16 protein-coding genes are annotated in these 14,522 nt (G+C 41.8%); 6 read left to right on the forward strand and 10 right to left on the reverse strand.

Translation table 11 applies throughout. The features are described 5' to 3' along the window. Positions 1–6: 6 nt before the first annotated feature. Both E7L17_RS05780 and E7L17_RS05785 read right to left on the reverse strand, forming a co-directional pair. Positions 7–900, reverse strand: coding sequence for a hypothetical protein (locus E7L17_RS05780; protein WP_316322308.1), 894 nt, complete (start codon positions 898–900; stop codon positions 7–9). Between the two features lie 240 nt (positions 901–1,140). Continuing rightward, on the reverse strand, positions 1,141–1,872 hold the full coding sequence (locus E7L17_RS05785) for an NYN domain-containing protein (protein WP_316322309.1): 732 nt from the start codon (positions 1,870–1,872) through the stop codon (positions 1,141–1,143). Between the two features lie 361 nt (positions 1,873–2,233). Between E7L17_RS05785 and E7L17_RS05790 the strand changes: the two genes are divergently transcribed. The 6 genes from E7L17_RS05790 to E7L17_RS05815 all read left to right on the forward strand — a co-directional run bounded on the left by E7L17_RS05790 (position 2,234) and on the right by E7L17_RS05815 (position 6,307). After that, on the forward strand, positions 2,234–2,389 hold the full coding sequence (locus E7L17_RS05790) for a hypothetical protein (protein WP_316322310.1): 156 nt from the start codon (positions 2,234–2,236) through the stop codon (positions 2,387–2,389). Between the two features lie 102 nt (positions 2,390–2,491). Next, positions 2,492–2,638, forward strand: a complete 147-nt coding sequence (locus E7L17_RS05795; protein WP_316322311.1) for a hypothetical protein — start codon at positions 2,492–2,494, stop codon at positions 2,636–2,638. 217 nt (positions 2,639–2,855) lie between these two features. Further along, positions 2,856–3,284 (forward strand): hypothetical protein, encoded by a 429-nt coding sequence (locus E7L17_RS05800; RefSeq protein ID WP_316322312.1) that lies wholly within the window; start codon positions 2,856–2,858, stop codon positions 3,282–3,284. A gap of 588 nt (positions 3,285–3,872) precedes the next feature. Continuing rightward, on the forward strand, positions 3,873–4,154 hold the full coding sequence (locus E7L17_RS05805) for a DUF4491 family protein (RefSeq protein ID WP_316322313.1): 282 nt from the start codon (positions 3,873–3,875) through the stop codon (positions 4,152–4,154). Between the two features lie 56 nt (positions 4,155–4,210). Then, the gene (locus tag E7L17_RS05810; RefSeq protein ID WP_316322314.1) at positions 4,211–4,894 is read left to right on the forward strand and encodes a response regulator transcription factor; all 684 of its coding nucleotides are present in this window, start codon (positions 4,211–4,213) and stop codon (positions 4,892–4,894) included. A gap of 48 nt (positions 4,895–4,942) precedes the next feature. Then, complete coding sequence (locus E7L17_RS05815) at positions 4,943–6,307, forward strand: sensor histidine kinase (RefSeq protein WP_316322315.1); 1,365 nt, start codon at positions 4,943–4,945, stop codon at positions 6,305–6,307. Between the two features lie 95 nt (positions 6,308–6,402). Here E7L17_RS05815 and E7L17_RS05820 read toward each other — a convergent pair whose 3' ends face one another. The 8 genes from E7L17_RS05820 to E7L17_RS05855 all read right to left on the reverse strand — a co-directional run bounded on the left by E7L17_RS05820 (position 6,403) and on the right by E7L17_RS05855 (position 14,345). Next, a complete protein-coding gene (locus E7L17_RS05820) occupies positions 6,403–7,221 on the reverse strand; it encodes a sugar phosphate isomerase/epimerase family protein (RefSeq protein ID WP_316322316.1) in 819 nt (272 codons plus the stop codon). Then, positions 7,218–8,378: a glycoside hydrolase family 105 protein gene (locus tag E7L17_RS05825; protein ID WP_316322317.1), complete on the reverse strand. Its 1,161-nt coding sequence runs from the start codon at positions 8,376–8,378 to the stop codon at positions 7,218–7,220. The genes E7L17_RS05820 and E7L17_RS05825 overlap by 4 nt, the downstream gene beginning before the upstream one ends. Next, positions 8,375–9,910, reverse strand: a complete 1,536-nt coding sequence (locus E7L17_RS05830; RefSeq protein ID WP_316322318.1) for a glycoside hydrolase family 28 protein — start codon at positions 9,908–9,910, stop codon at positions 8,375–8,377. The genes E7L17_RS05825 and E7L17_RS05830 overlap by 4 nt, the downstream gene beginning before the upstream one ends. 9 nt (positions 9,911–9,919) lie before the next feature. Then, positions 9,920–10,333 (reverse strand): RDD family protein, encoded by a 414-nt coding sequence (locus tag E7L17_RS05835; protein WP_316322319.1) that lies wholly within the window; start codon positions 10,331–10,333, stop codon positions 9,920–9,922. 116 nt (positions 10,334–10,449) lie between these two features. Beyond that, the gene (locus E7L17_RS05840; protein WP_316322320.1) at positions 10,450–11,310 is read right to left on the reverse strand and encodes a carbohydrate ABC transporter permease; all 861 of its coding nucleotides are present in this window, start codon (positions 11,308–11,310) and stop codon (positions 10,450–10,452) included. A gap of 12 nt (positions 11,311–11,322) precedes the next feature. Beyond that, positions 11,323–12,198: a sugar ABC transporter permease gene (locus E7L17_RS05845; protein ID WP_316322321.1), complete on the reverse strand. Its 876-nt coding sequence runs from the start codon at positions 12,196–12,198 to the stop codon at positions 11,323–11,325. Then, positions 12,195–13,556, reverse strand: a complete 1,362-nt coding sequence (locus E7L17_RS05850; protein WP_316322322.1) for an ABC transporter substrate-binding protein — start codon at positions 13,554–13,556, stop codon at positions 12,195–12,197. Before E7L17_RS05850 ends, E7L17_RS05845 begins: the two co-directional genes overlap by 4 nt. An 87-nt stretch (positions 13,557–13,643) precedes the next feature. Continuing rightward, complete coding sequence (locus E7L17_RS05855) at positions 13,644–14,345, reverse strand: GntR family transcriptional regulator (RefSeq protein ID WP_316322323.1); 702 nt, start codon at positions 14,343–14,345, stop codon at positions 13,644–13,646. Positions 14,346–14,522 lie beyond the last annotated feature (177 nt).

The raw sequence follows: 14,522 nt of genomic DNA on the forward strand, positions 1-14,522 counted from the left end.
TACTTTTTATGGAAAAGAAATATATCTATCCTTCATAACTTCCGATCCACTGCTAAATGAAATTCCTAATCCAACACTACCTCCGCCAATGCTAATTGAAGGAACTATTCCAAAATAGTTATGCGAATAAGCACTTACCATTTCCAAATAAGGTTCTTTCTTTACATTATTTACTACGACTGTTGCTTTACCACTGCTTATCGAGCGAATAGCACCAGGAGCAAAGCTCTGATCAAAATCAAATCGGCATCCTTGAATCAACCCTTTGGCTCTATAATTTTTTGATCCCTTAGATTTTCCATCTAAGTCTTTATAGGATACATTCATCGTTGTCTTGTTTAAATTAACAGTAAACCCGTTCGTCCATCCAAAAGCCAAAGTATCTGTTTGTGCATTTATTGGAGCTGACTGCCATGCCCAATTGCAGATAGCACTTGCACTACTCGAGCTAAATCTTTTTTTATCTAAAGTCATAACAAAGTTTCCACTTGCTTTCAGAGCAATCGAATCAGAGATTTTTTCAGGAGATTTTCCTTCTGCTGATTTTATTGCTTCAATTTGTCTCGTATTAAAATTCATATTTTTTAATTCAGAAACAGATTTATTAGACAATTCAGATATGGTCTTCTTAATTTGGTATGGTTTGTCTTTGCTTAATTGAGCTAGTCCATTTAATTGAATATTCTTATCCGACTGTTTTGACTGTGCCATAGCTATTTCATATTCATTTGTTACAATGGCGTTACCAGTTGCCATAATTTCATCAAATGATAGCGTAGAAGATGACGAAAGCATACTTGTACCGTTATGGTAGGTTTCAGCAAAAATTGTGCTAGAGGCGGTACAAAATAACATAGCGATCATTAAAGACAGACATCTTTTAAACATTTCCTTTTTCATAAATAAACGCTCTATTCATTTTATAATAAAGTATTACCACTTTATAATATAACGTTTAAACGGGTTATATTGTTACAATAAATATTATAAAAATATAATCTAATTTGTTAATTTATTAAGGATTTTAACCCCAAATTTATTTAATACATTTTGAGGTTGAAATTATTAAAAAGGGAAGAAGACTGCAAGAAACTTCAGCATCAAAAAAGCGCCTGCTGAAGCAAGGCGCTTTATGTAATCTTATTCTATAATTTGGATATACGGATGTTTTGTATTCGAACTTTCTCTAAATTCCACTTTAAAACAATCTAAAGATTCTATTAATGGCAAGAGCTTTTTATGGTTATAATTTCGAGCATCGAAATCCGGAAATTTTTTATTCATGGTATTTCCGACAATCGCTAAGGACGCCCAACCGTTCTCATCCGCTTGTTCTTCCACAATTTTTTTAAGCTCTTTGATTAAGTCTTCGTGTTTCATAATTCCTTGAATTAGTGGCTTTGCTACATTTTGTTTGGTGTTAGAATCTTCGCTTTTTAATACCAAGGATTCTAAATATTTAAAACTTTCACAAGCTGTTTTAAAAGGATTTGGAGTTTTTGATTCTCCCATCCCTATCACAAACATACCCGATTCTCTAAGTCGCGATGCCAGTTTCGTAAAATCACTGTCACTGGAAACAATACAAAACCCATTCACTTTTCCAGAATACAAAATATCCATAGCATCGATTATCATAGCTGAATCAGTCGAGTTTTTTCCGTTTGTATAGTTATATTGCTGTATAGGGGTGATAGAGTGTTCTAATAGCTTTTCTTTCCACGAGGATAATTGAGGTTTCGTCCAATCTCCGTAAATTCTTTTGTAAGTTGGGATACCATAGTTTACAATCTCATCTAAAATAGCAGAAATGTATTTATGTGAAACGTTGTCTGCATCTAGCAATACTGCAATCTTTTTCTCCTGTTCCAATATCCCCCACCCTTTTTCCTCCATAATATGTCAAATATTTACAGAAGTCAAGTGGTTATGATTTTTTCCTTTACTCTGCCGGCTGTTATGCTACTTATCTAATTCAAGAGTGTATAGCATGTGTCCAAAATTAGCACAACCAACTGCAGTTGTTCCATAGGCCGATTCAGTTACCAAATCCATTCAGTAGCAGCAGTTTATCATTTCATTTTCGTATTTCGTGATAGATTCGCAAACATGTATTAGCCTTGCGGTTTCCTAGTTTTCCCTCTTTCTGATACATTGTCTACGGTTGGTTGTTCATACCAGAGACATATCCATAATGTATTATGTAAACAAACATATAAATGGAGGTCTTGTTATGAGCCGCGATGAAAAAGCAGTTTTAAAGAGTAAATTAGCAGTGTACACTGCCTGCTATCAACAGGCGAGAAAAACAAAGGACCACAAACGAATGGTTCTTTTAGACACGATAATGAATGATTTGAAAAATGAAATTTCTATGTTGGTAAATTAATAGTTGCTCTTGCTTAATTGCAAGAGCTTTGTTTTTATATACTGAAGGTTCATCTTAGGATAATCGCTTTTGATTCGCATAAGCTAATTTAGAGGTGATTATATGGATAATAAAACGAAATCTTTAAATACCGATGACCGGGCAAGCAATAAAGGAATCAGCGCAGACATTGCAAAAAGCAAACCTGTAAATCAGAATCAAAATCATAACACCAAAAAGGTTGCTTTGGGCCCTAATACAAAACGATGATTATTAAAACAGCTCTTGTATATCACAAGAGCTGTTTTAATAGAAAAAGCTTGTTTTGACGGAGTTTGCGTTTCGCTTTGTCTCGTGCTATTATCCAGTATACCAAGATGTTTTATTTCCATCACTATTCTACACCCTACTTATTAAGCGGTTACGTTTTTGCCTCGCATACTTTGTCATTAGAAAGTTATACTAAACTCAAAGTGAGGTAATAGATATGATGCATGATACTGAATTGCTTCAATATGTGTATAAGACTACAGATATGGGCTGTAAGGGAATTGAATCCGTACAAAACTATGTGCAAAGTACTGCGCTAAAGGATCAGCTCAGAGAACAAAAAGAGGAATATCAAAAAATTCGTGCGCAAGCTCAAAGCATGCTTGCAGCAAGAAATGAACCACCTAAGAGTGTAGGGGCTGTTGCCGAAATATCCGCAGACGTTATGGCTGCGGGAAAGATAATGGTTAACCATACTGACTCAAAAATTGCAGAAATGACTATCCAAGGGAATCAAATGGGTGTGAATAAGACCATAAAACATCTGCATGATTACAGTGGGAATAATGATATTGTTCGATCACTAACCCAAAAGCTGTTAGCTACAGAAGAGGCGAACGCTGAACAATTGAAAAGATATTTATAACCAGGTAAGATGTATGCATTAGTAGTAAATAAGAAGGCTCAATGAAAAAAGGCTCTTGCTAAAAGCAAGAGCCTTTTTTTGTTTACTATAATAGATGATTTCATTGCGATACATAATAATTCAATTTTTCATTGAAATAAGATTAGCTGATATACTTTTATTTTACTTCTTTATGTTTTAACTTTTATAGGCTGCACCATGCTTAGCTCAATTTAAATATTCATTGCTTATGGAATCTAAATCAAAAGTGCTCCTCAAAGAAATACTTTTGGTTGCTGAAAAATAATAGGAGTATATACAGTATCATTTTAATTTGTCATTGCAGATGATATCCTTAAATACGACAAGTATTTAAAGATAATTTTGATAGATGGTGCAATTTGTAGTGCTATCTACATATTTTCAATGTACAAGTGTGATGAAATGGGTAAATCACTGGCGTGATGAAGTGCATCTATTAGCGTGAAATAAACTTTACAGCAAAGTAAACGTATGCTTTATCTACCACGTCTGTAAATTTGTGGTATAATATGTAAAATAATAAATCAGATGTTTTTTATAATAGATTAAGACAGTGAGGGTTATATTGTGCAGGGAATACTTGTCGGTTTTTGTTCATTTCTCTTAATTGGGCTATTTCATCCCCTTGTACGAAAGGCAGAGTATCATTTTTCCAAACGTATTTTTCCTCTTTTTCTGCTAGCAGGGTGTGCTTGTTTATTGGGGGCATACTTTATACATAGTCAGTTTTTATCTTCGATTTTAGGAGTAGCTGGATTTTGCTTCTTTTGGAGTGTAAAAGAGCTGTTTGAACAAGAAAAAAGAGTAGAAAAAGGCTGGGCTCCTCAAAACCCAAAGCGTAAGAAATAAGCAATAGTTCCATGTTATTTCCAATAGCCAATTACTTTTTAAGGAGATAGGGAAGGATGCTGAAACAAAAAGTCTTAATTATAGAGGATGACCCCAATATCGTTCGCTTTTTAGAGTTGGAGTTGTGCTATGAGGGGTATTCGGTAGAAAAAGAATACGACGGCCTTTTGGGTTTACAAAGAGCATTAAATGAGAACTTTGACCTCATTTTGCTAGATATCATGCTTCCTTCACTCAGCGGAATGGAGGTTTTACACAGGTTACGACTGCAGTGCCAAACGCCTGTGATACTGCTCACTGCACGCGATACCGTGATGGACAAGGTGCTTGGCTTAGACGAAGGAGCGGCAGACTATGTAACAAAGCCTTTTGCCATAGAAGAGTTGCTTGCCCGTATGCGGGCAGTGCTTCGCCCTACGGTAATGCCAAAACGTGAAGAACAACCTATAGTGGAAATCAAAGACCTGAAAATAAACAAAAACACCAGAGAGGTTTTTTGCTGTGGTGAATTGGTTGAACTTACTCGGCGTGAATTTGACCTTCTGGCCTATTTAATGGATCATCAAAATGTTGTATGCTCACGTGATTTACTCATGGAACAGGTATGGGAGTACGATTTTCGCGGGCAAACCAACTTAGTAGATGTGTATATTCGTTATTTACGTACGAAATTAGATTATCACTTTCATAAAGAATTCATCTATACCATTCGTGGTGTGGGGTATATTGTGCGCTCATAAGAAACTTTGCCCATTTGGATTTAAACATCTATATTAAGGAATAAAAAGATGTTCAAACAATTATTTACATTACGTAAAAAAATAAAGCAATCCATTGTCTTTAAGATGGCAGTGGTTTACGTTGTGTTGTTTAGTTTTGTATTGCTGATTGCAGCGGCGGTCACAAATTTTGCTTTTGCAAAATACGATGCCCGTTTTGATGAGCTGGACAGAACAATGTCCTTTGTGGTAAGCAGGCTGCAAACCCACCAAAAGCAACCATTTAACATTGAGGAGTTTGCTCGGTATAGTAAAACCATGATTGTAATCACCAACATTTCTAAAAATGAAACCGTTCGTTACGGTGAGCTGGTGGAAGATACATCCCGTAGAATGCAGATAGAGCGCCCAATTAACCGCCCAGAACGCCGCATGATGATTAAAATTGTCAGTACAGAGTATGCCGATGTACCTCTCAAAGGTAGGGTGGCAATTGTTTTTGTATTTACATTGGTGGTTCTGCTTCTTTCCGCGGCCTTTTTAGGCTCACGCAGTACGAAAAGGCTTCTTCAGCCTGTGTATACTATGACGCAAACGGCTCGCTCCATTACCGTCAATGATCTAAGTGTGCGTATCGATGAAAAGGATTCGAGTGATGAGCTTGGTGAGCTTGCGAGAACCTTTAATGAAATGCTTGACCGCCTAGAGGTGGCTTACCATAAGCAAAATCGGTTTGTATCTGACGCTTCGCATGAATTGCGCACACCGCTTTCCGTTATTTCTGGCTATGCAAATCTATTGCGTCGCTGGGGGAGCGCAGACCCAGCTGTACTGGAAGAATCCGTAACAAAGATTATTGAAGAAAGCGAAAACATGCAGCACTTGGTAGAACGCCTGCTGTTTTTGGCACGGGTAGACCAGCAATCACAAGAAATTAATCTCGAGTATTTTAATGCCAGTGAATTAATGAGCCAGATTTTACAGGAATCACGATTAATAGACAGCAGCCATACCATTTGTGAACAGATAGAACTTGGAGTAATGCTAACGGCAGACCGTGCCTTGATTTTGCAGGCGGTGCGTGCGATTATGGAAAACAGTATAAAATATACACCCCCGGGCGGTACCATCACTTTGCTGTGCAGCTCAAAGGATGGGCAGGTTTGCCTTGGAGTGTCCGATACTGGAATCGGGATTCAAGAAAAAGATTTGCCGTATATTTTTGACCGCTTTTTTAAGGCAGATGAAGCCCGTTCCCGTTTGGCCGGAGGCACCGGACTGGGGCTTTCCATTGTGAAGTGGATTGTGGAGCGGCATGGCGGCAGGGTTACGGTTACCAGTGAACCGGATAAGGGCTCTGAATTCCGAATCTATATTCCAGAGCTTCCAGCCGAGGAGCTTGATAGTGCATCGAATAATAACAGCGCGAAATAATGCTTAATTACCCTTACTTTTATATTAGAACGAGCTTACCGCCAGATATACAGACGGTAAGCTCGTTTTCGCTTTCTTTACTTGTAAAATTGTTCTTATATAGCAAGTTGCTTTAAAGCGGCTATATCAATATGGCTGCTTTCTGGCTTAACATGCTCCCGAAGTACCGTAATTTGCGGTTTGTTTTCTTTTAGCCAATGGAATATGGTATCTAGGTCAATACAGCCTTTGCCAATGTTGCGCCACACCTTTTCGCCATCTTCAAATACAATATCTTTAATATGTGCAACGGCAATTTCTTTTCCTAATAGGTAGAAAAAGGTTTGATATATTTCGGTTTGCCGCGCAATCGTATCCTCCAATATTAAATTGACTGGGTCAATAATCACTTTTAGATGGTCTGAGCCAACTTCATCCAAAAGCTGACGGGTAAGCTCTGCACTGTGCAAAGTATGGTCAGCTACGGGCTCAATTGCTACTGTTACATTATGGCGTTCGGCTTGCTCTACCATTCTTAAAACGCTGTCTTTTAAATATTGGTAGCGCGCCGCACGTAGGTGCGTCTCCGTATTGGGGTTCAAACGGGTCGTTTCGGTTCCTACAAAAGGTACGCCAAGCTCCTTGGCATATGTAAGGGCAGTTAAGAAGTTCTTTACCTGTTGTGTTCTTTCTTCCTTGTCTGGAAGAGATGGCTCGATGTAGCACCCCAGAATTCCTATCTCTACATGGTTTTTAAAAAAGCCATTCTGAATCGCGGTTAGATTTGCCGGGGTGATATCTCCCCATTGATGAATTCCCTCAATTGCCTTGGTTGGAGCAAGCTGTACTGCTTCAAAGCCGGCATTGTAAATGAGGGCTGAAAGATGTTCAGGGGTATGCCGCCCAAAATCGTGCGCTCTCACACCAATTTTCATGTTGCTTCATGCTCCTTTCGCAACAGCTCTGCAAAGGCATATAAAAATGGTGCAATTCCCTTTGCGTCGTTGCTTACCTTTGGTTCCGAAATATAATACGCATAGCTGCCGTCCCGCAATTTGTAGTCTCCTTTTCCAGGGTAACCGCCTAGCCCTGCTACCAAGCAAATGTCTTTTAACTCGTAGCCAGTATCTGTTTTTACAAACTTATGGTTCAGTACGGATTCAAAAATCTGTTTGCCGTCTTCCCAGTAGTAGGAGGGTAAATACCCAAGGCGTACTGCCTTTAGAATGGCATAGGCAATGGCGCAGGAGCCACTGGTCTCTAAATAATTGCCCGCAAAGCTACCTGCATTTGTTACTTGGTAAAACAAGCCTGTTTTGGGGTCAGCGTAACAAAGCAGTGCATCAATGAGCAGGCGGAGCTGTTCTTGCAGTGTTTGGTATTCATAGAAAAACATTTCATCCATCTGTTCTGCGGTGTCTACCAAGGCCATTGCATACCAGCCAAGAGAGCGGGTCCAAAAATTCGGGCTGCATCCGGTTTCGGGGTTTGCCCAAAAGCTTTTTCGGCTTTCATCGTAACCGTGGAACAGCAGCCCGCTTTCTGGATTGCGCATATGTTGAAACACATTTTCAAACTGGGCAAATACATCCCTGTAGTTTCGATTTTCGTGGAATCTGCGTTCATATGTCATATAAAAAGGCTGTACCATATAAAGACCATCGAGCCAAACTTGATTCGGGTACATTTTTTTATGCCAGAAGCTTCCATCTTCTGTTCTTGGCTGGTTTGTAATTTGGAAATACAACAAGTCGATGGCTTTGCGGTACTTTAGCTTGCCTGTTAAATCGAACAAATCAAATAAGACCTTGCCCTCGTTGATATTATCACAGTTATAATCTTCTTCACAGTAACCGGCGATGTTTCCCGCTTCATCAATAAGAGAATCTACGTACTTCTCAACAAACTTTGTATAATGCTTTTCACCGGTGGCATGAAATACATCGAATACAGCTTTGAGCATACAACCATCAATGTAATTCCACCCAGCTTTGCGCTTCTCTAAAAGAGCCTCTTTGTTCCATGCCGGGCAGGATGGAGATGAATTTTTCAAAAGATATTGCAGAAAATCGATAATATCGTGATATTTCATGGTTTACATTCCTCCTGCTGGGGATGGTGTAAAGCACTTTCCAACTGGTTGTTTTCAAATGCGAAGCCTTGTACATGATTTGTGTAAATGCCAAGTACAGGGGAGGGGACAGGGTCATCCATCATATCGGGGCAATCCAGTATGCGCTCATTCGAGAATTGGAATCGGCAATCTTCAACCGTTACATTGTGAATGGGGCTTTCGGGCAGTCCATACAGGAACACCGCACTCCCTTTGATTTGTTCGGCACATACACCGGAAAGCGTGATATTCCGAACAACCGGCGTTTCAGTTCCAACCGGGAGCGGCTCTTTTAGCTGAACGTAGCGGCTGTGTCCGTCAGGGTCACAGTGGTAGAACATATTAATCACGAAGCAGTGCTTGACCTGTTCCATTTTCACGTGGGAAACGCAAATGTCGTCCACAATGCAGGTGTCCCCACGGCCGCGCCGCGTTTTAATGCGAATTCCGCGGTCGGTACGCACAAAAAGGCAGTGCTCCACCAAAACCTTTGTTACACCGCATGAAATTTCAGAGCCGATTACCACACCGCCGTGTCCCTCCGCCATCATACAGCGCCGTATGGTAATGTTTTGGGAGGGTCGCAAATGGCGGCGAGCCATAAACAGCTTACCGGATTTAATGGCAATGCAATCGTCACCCACCTGAAAGCGGCACCCCACAATCTCTACATTCTCACAGCTTTCCGGGTTCAGGCCGTCTGTATTAGGCGAATTCGGGTCACTGCATATGGTTAACCCATAAAAATGCAAATCTTTGGAATAGAGTGGGTGAAGGTTCCATGCGGCACTGTTCTCGCTGGTTAGGCCGCAAACCGTAATGTTATTGCAATGAACCAAGCTGAGGTTACGTGGGCGGTAAGCCTGCTTCTTTTTCTTTGGCTCAGTCCACCAGTTCCCCTCTAACCCACTGCCGTTGAGTGTACCGGCTCCATAGATACGAACATTTCGAACGTCTTTCCCGTAAATCAGGCTGCAATAGCAGTCGAGCGGGCTTCCCTCCCAAGAGGCGTTGATTTCAGCGGCAGAGTGGTCGTAGCTTTTTTGGTATCCCTTTAATATGGCAAGGGAATCTCGGTTTGGGTTTTGGCGAAGTACAGCTCCTTCTTCCAAATAGAGATCAACGTTGCTTCTTAGAAAAAGATGCTCCACGAAATACTCTCCCCGTGGGAAGATCACAACAGAATGAGGGGGAGCCGAATAAATCGCCGCATCAATGGCCGCCGTGTCGTTACGGATGCCATCTCCTGCGGCGTTATAGTCTTTAATATGTATGGCATATTCACAAGGTTCGGTTCGCAGTGTTTTGCACACGGGTTCGCCAAAGCCGTGCACCTCCAACTGGTATTCGGTGTTGGGGGTAAGGCCAAATAAGCAAATAACCGGGTGGTTCCCGGTTCGATTGGGCACTCCGTTTACATACAGCGTATAAGGCTCTGTGGTGTAGTAGCAACCATCCTGCTCCAGTTCCAACACAAAGCCAAAGGGAGTAGTCGTAAGAATGTTCAGCATAGGCTACCTCTATTTTTTATAGCAAGCGGTGGCTTTTCTTCTGCGTACAACTCTTGTCTCCGTAGCGGCTTCATGCCCGCCCGGTCTTCCCCAAAGCATGGGAATGCAAATAAGGTAACAGCTAAAGAGCTTGCAGAATATTTCTCGCTGCAGAATAATCGATTGTGTTAAGGGGCGTTCTTCATTGCAGGACTGTATTTCTAGCCCGAAGAATGCTTTGCCTACGGTTTGATTCACACTTAGGAATGGGACTTGCACCGCAACCGCAAGCAAAATTGCCGTAATCAGGGTTAAAATAGCGCTAACAGGTGTGCTAGGGATGAGCTGTTTTAAAAGGGGGAGAAGAAATAGAAAAGAAAAAACCAAAGCAGCTATGCTGACCAACCAGTCTATTATTTGAGCGAAAAGACGAAGTAAGCGCATTTGTTTTTCCTCCTGTCTATTTCAATCCGTAAAGTTATTTCTTATAAAAAGTGGAATCGTATCCCTCGTTCCAAAAGCGAGGGATACGACCCCGTTTGTGTGTGTGGGGATTCAAATTATTCTTTTCCGCCGGAATTGGCAACGCCGTCCACAAAATAGCGGGAACCGGCAAAGAAGATTGCAATCATAGGCAACAATGCCATAAAGGAGGCAGCAAACAGCTTCCCATAAACGATCATTGTGTCGCCGTCAAGCTGCTGCTTAAGAATCATAGACATCACCATTTTATCTGGAGTACGCAGGTAAACCAACGGACCCTGGAAGTCGTTCATGCCCCACATAAAGCAGAGCAGGCCAACGGTGATGATAATGGGCTTTAAAATAGGGACGATTACGTAAATTAGGGTTTGTAAATCGTTGCAACCGTCAATGACTGCTGCTTCATCCAGTTCTTTTGGGATGGAACGCATGAACTGAATCTCCATAAAAATAAAGAAAGAGCAGGTGCCCGCAGCAAATATATCTTGTACATACAGCGCTGCAAATGTGTTGAGCAGGTTAATATCCCGGAACAACAGGTACAACGGGATGCGGAAAGCAAGCTCGGGCATCAATAAAGTGACAACGATGGCTGTAAAAACAAATTTCTTCCCTACAAACTTTTTTCTGGCTACCACGTAAGCGGTAAGCGTAGAGGAAACGATGGTGAAAATGGTTTTGGGAACCAGGAACCTCATGGTGTTCCCAAAATAGAACGGTAGGGTATGGTCACTTTTAATATTCCAAGCCATTCGAAAATTCTCAAATGTGCCGCGTCCTTCCGGCGGGAGAATTGCCAGTGTGCTGAAAATATCAATGTTTTCCTTAAAGCTTGAGCCTACCATCCAAAGCAGAGGGTAGATGAGGAAAACGCCAATGACAATCAGCACGCCATAGCGAATGGCAGCATTAATAGAAAAATTACCGACTCGATTCATATTCCGCCCCCCTTAATCATTATAGTAGACCCAATATTTTGAGGACGAGAATACTAGGGCCGTTAAGGTGCCGATGATGAGCAGTAAAATCCAAGTGAGTGCGCTGGCATAACCATAGTTACCGCTCATAAATGCCTGATCGTATATGTAGACATTCAGGAAGTAGGTTGTATGATTTGGCCCGCCCTTGGTAATTAAATAAGCGGAGTTAAACTCTTGGAACGCTTTTACAAGAACATTGACCATATTAAACAGCAGCATGGGGGTAATAATGGGAAGTGTAATACGGAAAAGCTGTTGGGCTTTTGTAGCTCCGTCTAGATTTGCTGCTTCATACAAAGAGGGAGAAACGTTTTGGAGCGCTGCCAAGAAGATGAGCATTGTGGAGCCAAACTGCCAGGTTTTCAGCAAGATTAGCGTGATAACCGCAAAGCTCTCATCCGTAAGCCAAAAGATAGGATTCACGCCAAAGATGCCCAGAAGCATGTTGACCGGCCCGTTAATGTCGAATAGCTGAATCCACAAAATCGAGACCGCTACATTCCCTCCTAAAATGGAGGGAATGTAATACGCGGTGCGAAACAGGTTTACGCCTTTGAGTTTGAAATTCAGAATATATGCCACAAAGAAAGAAGTGACGAGAACACAAGGGGTACCGATCAATACATATTTCATGGTAGCGATGATGGAAGCCTGGAATACGTCGTCCTCTAAAAAGATTTCAGCGTAGTTGCCAAGCCCGATAAATTCCGGGTCACCCAATATGGGGTATTCCATCAGCGAGTACACAAATGAAATGACGATGGGGTAAACCTTAAAGATGATAAACCCAATCACCCATGGAAGGAGCATCAAATAGGGCGCAAAATTCCTTTTACCGTTCCTCATTTAAAGAGCTTATTCAGCTCTTCCTGCTGCTTTGCAATGTACTGCTTTGCAGCTTCGGCTGAACTGAGTTTACCGGAACGGTAGGCCTCCAAAGCGGAATAGCGGGCGCCGCGTACGTTGGAATCTTCAAAGTATGGGTCCATAACCGTTTGGGGGTATTTGGCGAGCATGTCGTAGCCATCCTTCATAATACCCTTGAGCAGGCCGGCTTTTTCCTGAATGGCAAGGGTAGCCTTATTGGAGGAAATACCGATGCTCGTGCCCAGAGCGGTAACGGCTTCTTCATTGGTGAAGTAGAAGTTTAGGAAGTCTGCCGCTACTTCGGGGTGCTTGCTGTTTTTCGAAATCGCATAGCCAAGGTTCGGTTTTACATAAATGTTCGGTGTTTGGCCAGCGGTTTCTACAATGTAGGGAGCAATTGCAATTTCTTCTTTTGCCTTGCCGCCCTTGTAGGAGTTCAGGTATTTATCCATTGTGCCAATCCACTCATAGATGCTGCCGCCGCGGCCGCTGGTCCAATCGGGATTGGATTCGTTTGCCATTGCATTCTGCTGCTGGAAGGTGGGCATTGCGCCTGCCTGTGCAAATTTGTTGTACTGCTCCAAAGCCCAGGCAACTTCCTGCTCGGTGTACTGCACCTTGCCGGCTACCTGCATCACCTTACCGGTTTTGTTATAAAGCATTTGAGCGATAAATAAATCGGGGCATTCCTTGCCAATGTTCAGCAGGGCATATTTGTTTTCAGCACCGGTAGCGGTGTTGCCCTTGCCGATTACCTTACCGGCATCCATCAGCTCATCGTAAGTAGTGGGGTAAGCAAGCTTTGCCTGCTCAAACAGAGGCTTGTTGTAAAGGTATGCACGAGCCGTCATACCATGGGGAACCGCGGCCTGTTCGCCGCCTACTTCCATTGCTTTGAGATAGTTGGCATCCCAGTTAGAAAGCTCTAAATTCTTACTGACCGTATTGAGGTCTAAAAATACGTTTTTGCCTTTGCCAAAGGAGTGTACCCAGTTGTAGTTTACCTGCATAATGTCGGCTTCGGTCTGGCCACCAAGCTGTGTTAAGATATTCTGCTGCCAGCCGTCCCATGCGCCGTATTCCGGCTTAATGGTAACGTTGGGGTGCTTATCTTGGTACAACTTAATCACTTGCTGAATTGCCTTATGGCGGTTATCGGAGCCCCACCAAGAGAATCGCAGCTCTACGGGCTCACTTGTAATTCCACTTGCAGCGGTGCTGGTGTTATCGGAAGCCACCGGTGCCTTGGACTGGATGGAAGCGCCCTGACATGCAGTAAGTAACATAGAACTTGCGAGTGCACAAGACAGTACGCCTGATAAAAATTTCTTATTCAATGATAGACCCTCCTTAATAATAAAAGAAAGTTTTCGTATTTTGAACAGATGCCGATTTTTAGAATCGACTTCTGTCAAATCCGGAAATTAAGGGTTCGACTGGTCGCTCGGAATAAAATATTCTTTGAATTCGCCTTCAATTTTATGAGAGAGTACTTTCAAATTGCCGTGCAGATGCTCGTGCATGTGTGTGCGCAAGGTATTTAGGTCCTTTTCTTCCAGCAGCTTATATATTTCAATATGCTCTTGGTATAACTGTAAATAGCGGGAAGTCGTGAGCGTATCTAAAATACGAAAGCGCGTGTAGTACACCTGGCAGTCCTGAATAATATCCCACATTTTGGTGCGGCCTGCCTTCTGGAAGAGAAGGTAGTGGAACTGGCTGTCAATATCATAGAAATTTTGGGGATTAGGGTTGTCGTGCTCAATCATCATGAGCTGCTGCTGTAGGTTGGATTTCAGCTCGTGCATCAAATCCTCATATGAGCCTTTCTCCAGAATGCTTTTCATCACATCGATTTCCAGAACATAGCGCATATAGATGATGTCTTTAATGTACTGCATATCCAGCAGCGTCACATAGCTGCCTTTTTGCGGGAGTATCTCGATGTACTTTTCTCCCTTTAAACGTAAAAAGGCAGTTTTTACCGGAGTGCGGGAAACGTGGTAGCTGTTTGCAATCTCGTTTTCGCTAATCATTTGGCCCGGCTTGAGCTTCAGGTTTAAAATGTCTTCTTTGAGCGCATGGTAAATGTCATCACTGCTCATCGATTTCAAATAATTGTTCAAGATTTCCCTCGTTTCTTGGTAGGAACAGCAATTCTTGTATACTTGAATGCAAGATTGAGACACCAGGTGTGATTTTTCGTTTGATTTCTGATATGACTATATACCCAATCGCATGTATTTGTCAATACATTTTTAATTTGCATCAAAAATTTTATCTATTATTTTGTTAAAGATGAA

It is taken from the genome of Clostridium sp., assembly GCF_032576335.1.
Taxonomy (GTDB): Bacteria; Bacillota; Clostridia; order Oscillospirales; family Acutalibacteraceae; genus Faecalispora.

Bases quoted from the DNA above. Each gene is read 5' to 3' on its own strand.
- E7L17_RS05780 (WP_316322308.1), bottom strand. From the start codon at position 900: ATGAAAAAGGAAATGTTTAAAAGATGTCTGTCTTTAATGATCGCTATG.
- E7L17_RS05790 (WP_316322310.1), top strand. From the start codon at position 2,234: ATGAGCCGCGATGAAAAAGCAGTTTTAAAGAGTAAATTAGCAGTGTAC.
- E7L17_RS05795 (WP_316322311.1), top strand. From the start codon at position 2,492: ATGGATAATAAAACGAAATCTTTAAATACCGATGACCGGGCAAGCAAT.
- E7L17_RS05800 (WP_316322312.1), top strand. From the start codon at position 2,856: ATGATGCATGATACTGAATTGCTTCAATATGTGTATAAGACTACAGAT.
- E7L17_RS05810 (WP_316322314.1), top strand. From the start codon at position 4,211: ATGCTGAAACAAAAAGTCTTAATTATAGAGGATGACCCCAATATCGTT.
- E7L17_RS05815 (WP_316322315.1), top strand. From the start codon at position 4,943: ATGTTCAAACAATTATTTACATTACGTAAAAAAATAAAGCAATCCATT.
- E7L17_RS05820 (WP_316322316.1), bottom strand. From the start codon at position 7,221: ATGAAAATTGGTGTGAGAGCGCACGATTTTGGGCGGCATACCCCTGAA.
- E7L17_RS05825 (WP_316322317.1), bottom strand. From the start codon at position 8,378: ATGAAATATCACGATATTATCGATTTTCTGCAATATCTTTTGAAAAAT.
- E7L17_RS05830 (WP_316322318.1), bottom strand. From the start codon at position 9,910: ATGCTGAACATTCTTACGACTACTCCCTTTGGCTTTGTGTTGGAACTG.
- E7L17_RS05835 (WP_316322319.1), bottom strand. From the start codon at position 10,333: ATGCGCTTACTTCGTCTTTTCGCTCAAATAATAGACTGGTTGGTCAGC.
- E7L17_RS05840 (WP_316322320.1), bottom strand. From the start codon at position 11,310: ATGAATCGAGTCGGTAATTTTTCTATTAATGCTGCCATTCGCTATGGC.
- E7L17_RS05845 (WP_316322321.1), bottom strand. From the start codon at position 12,198: ATGAGGAACGGTAAAAGGAATTTTGCGCCCTATTTGATGCTCCTTCCA.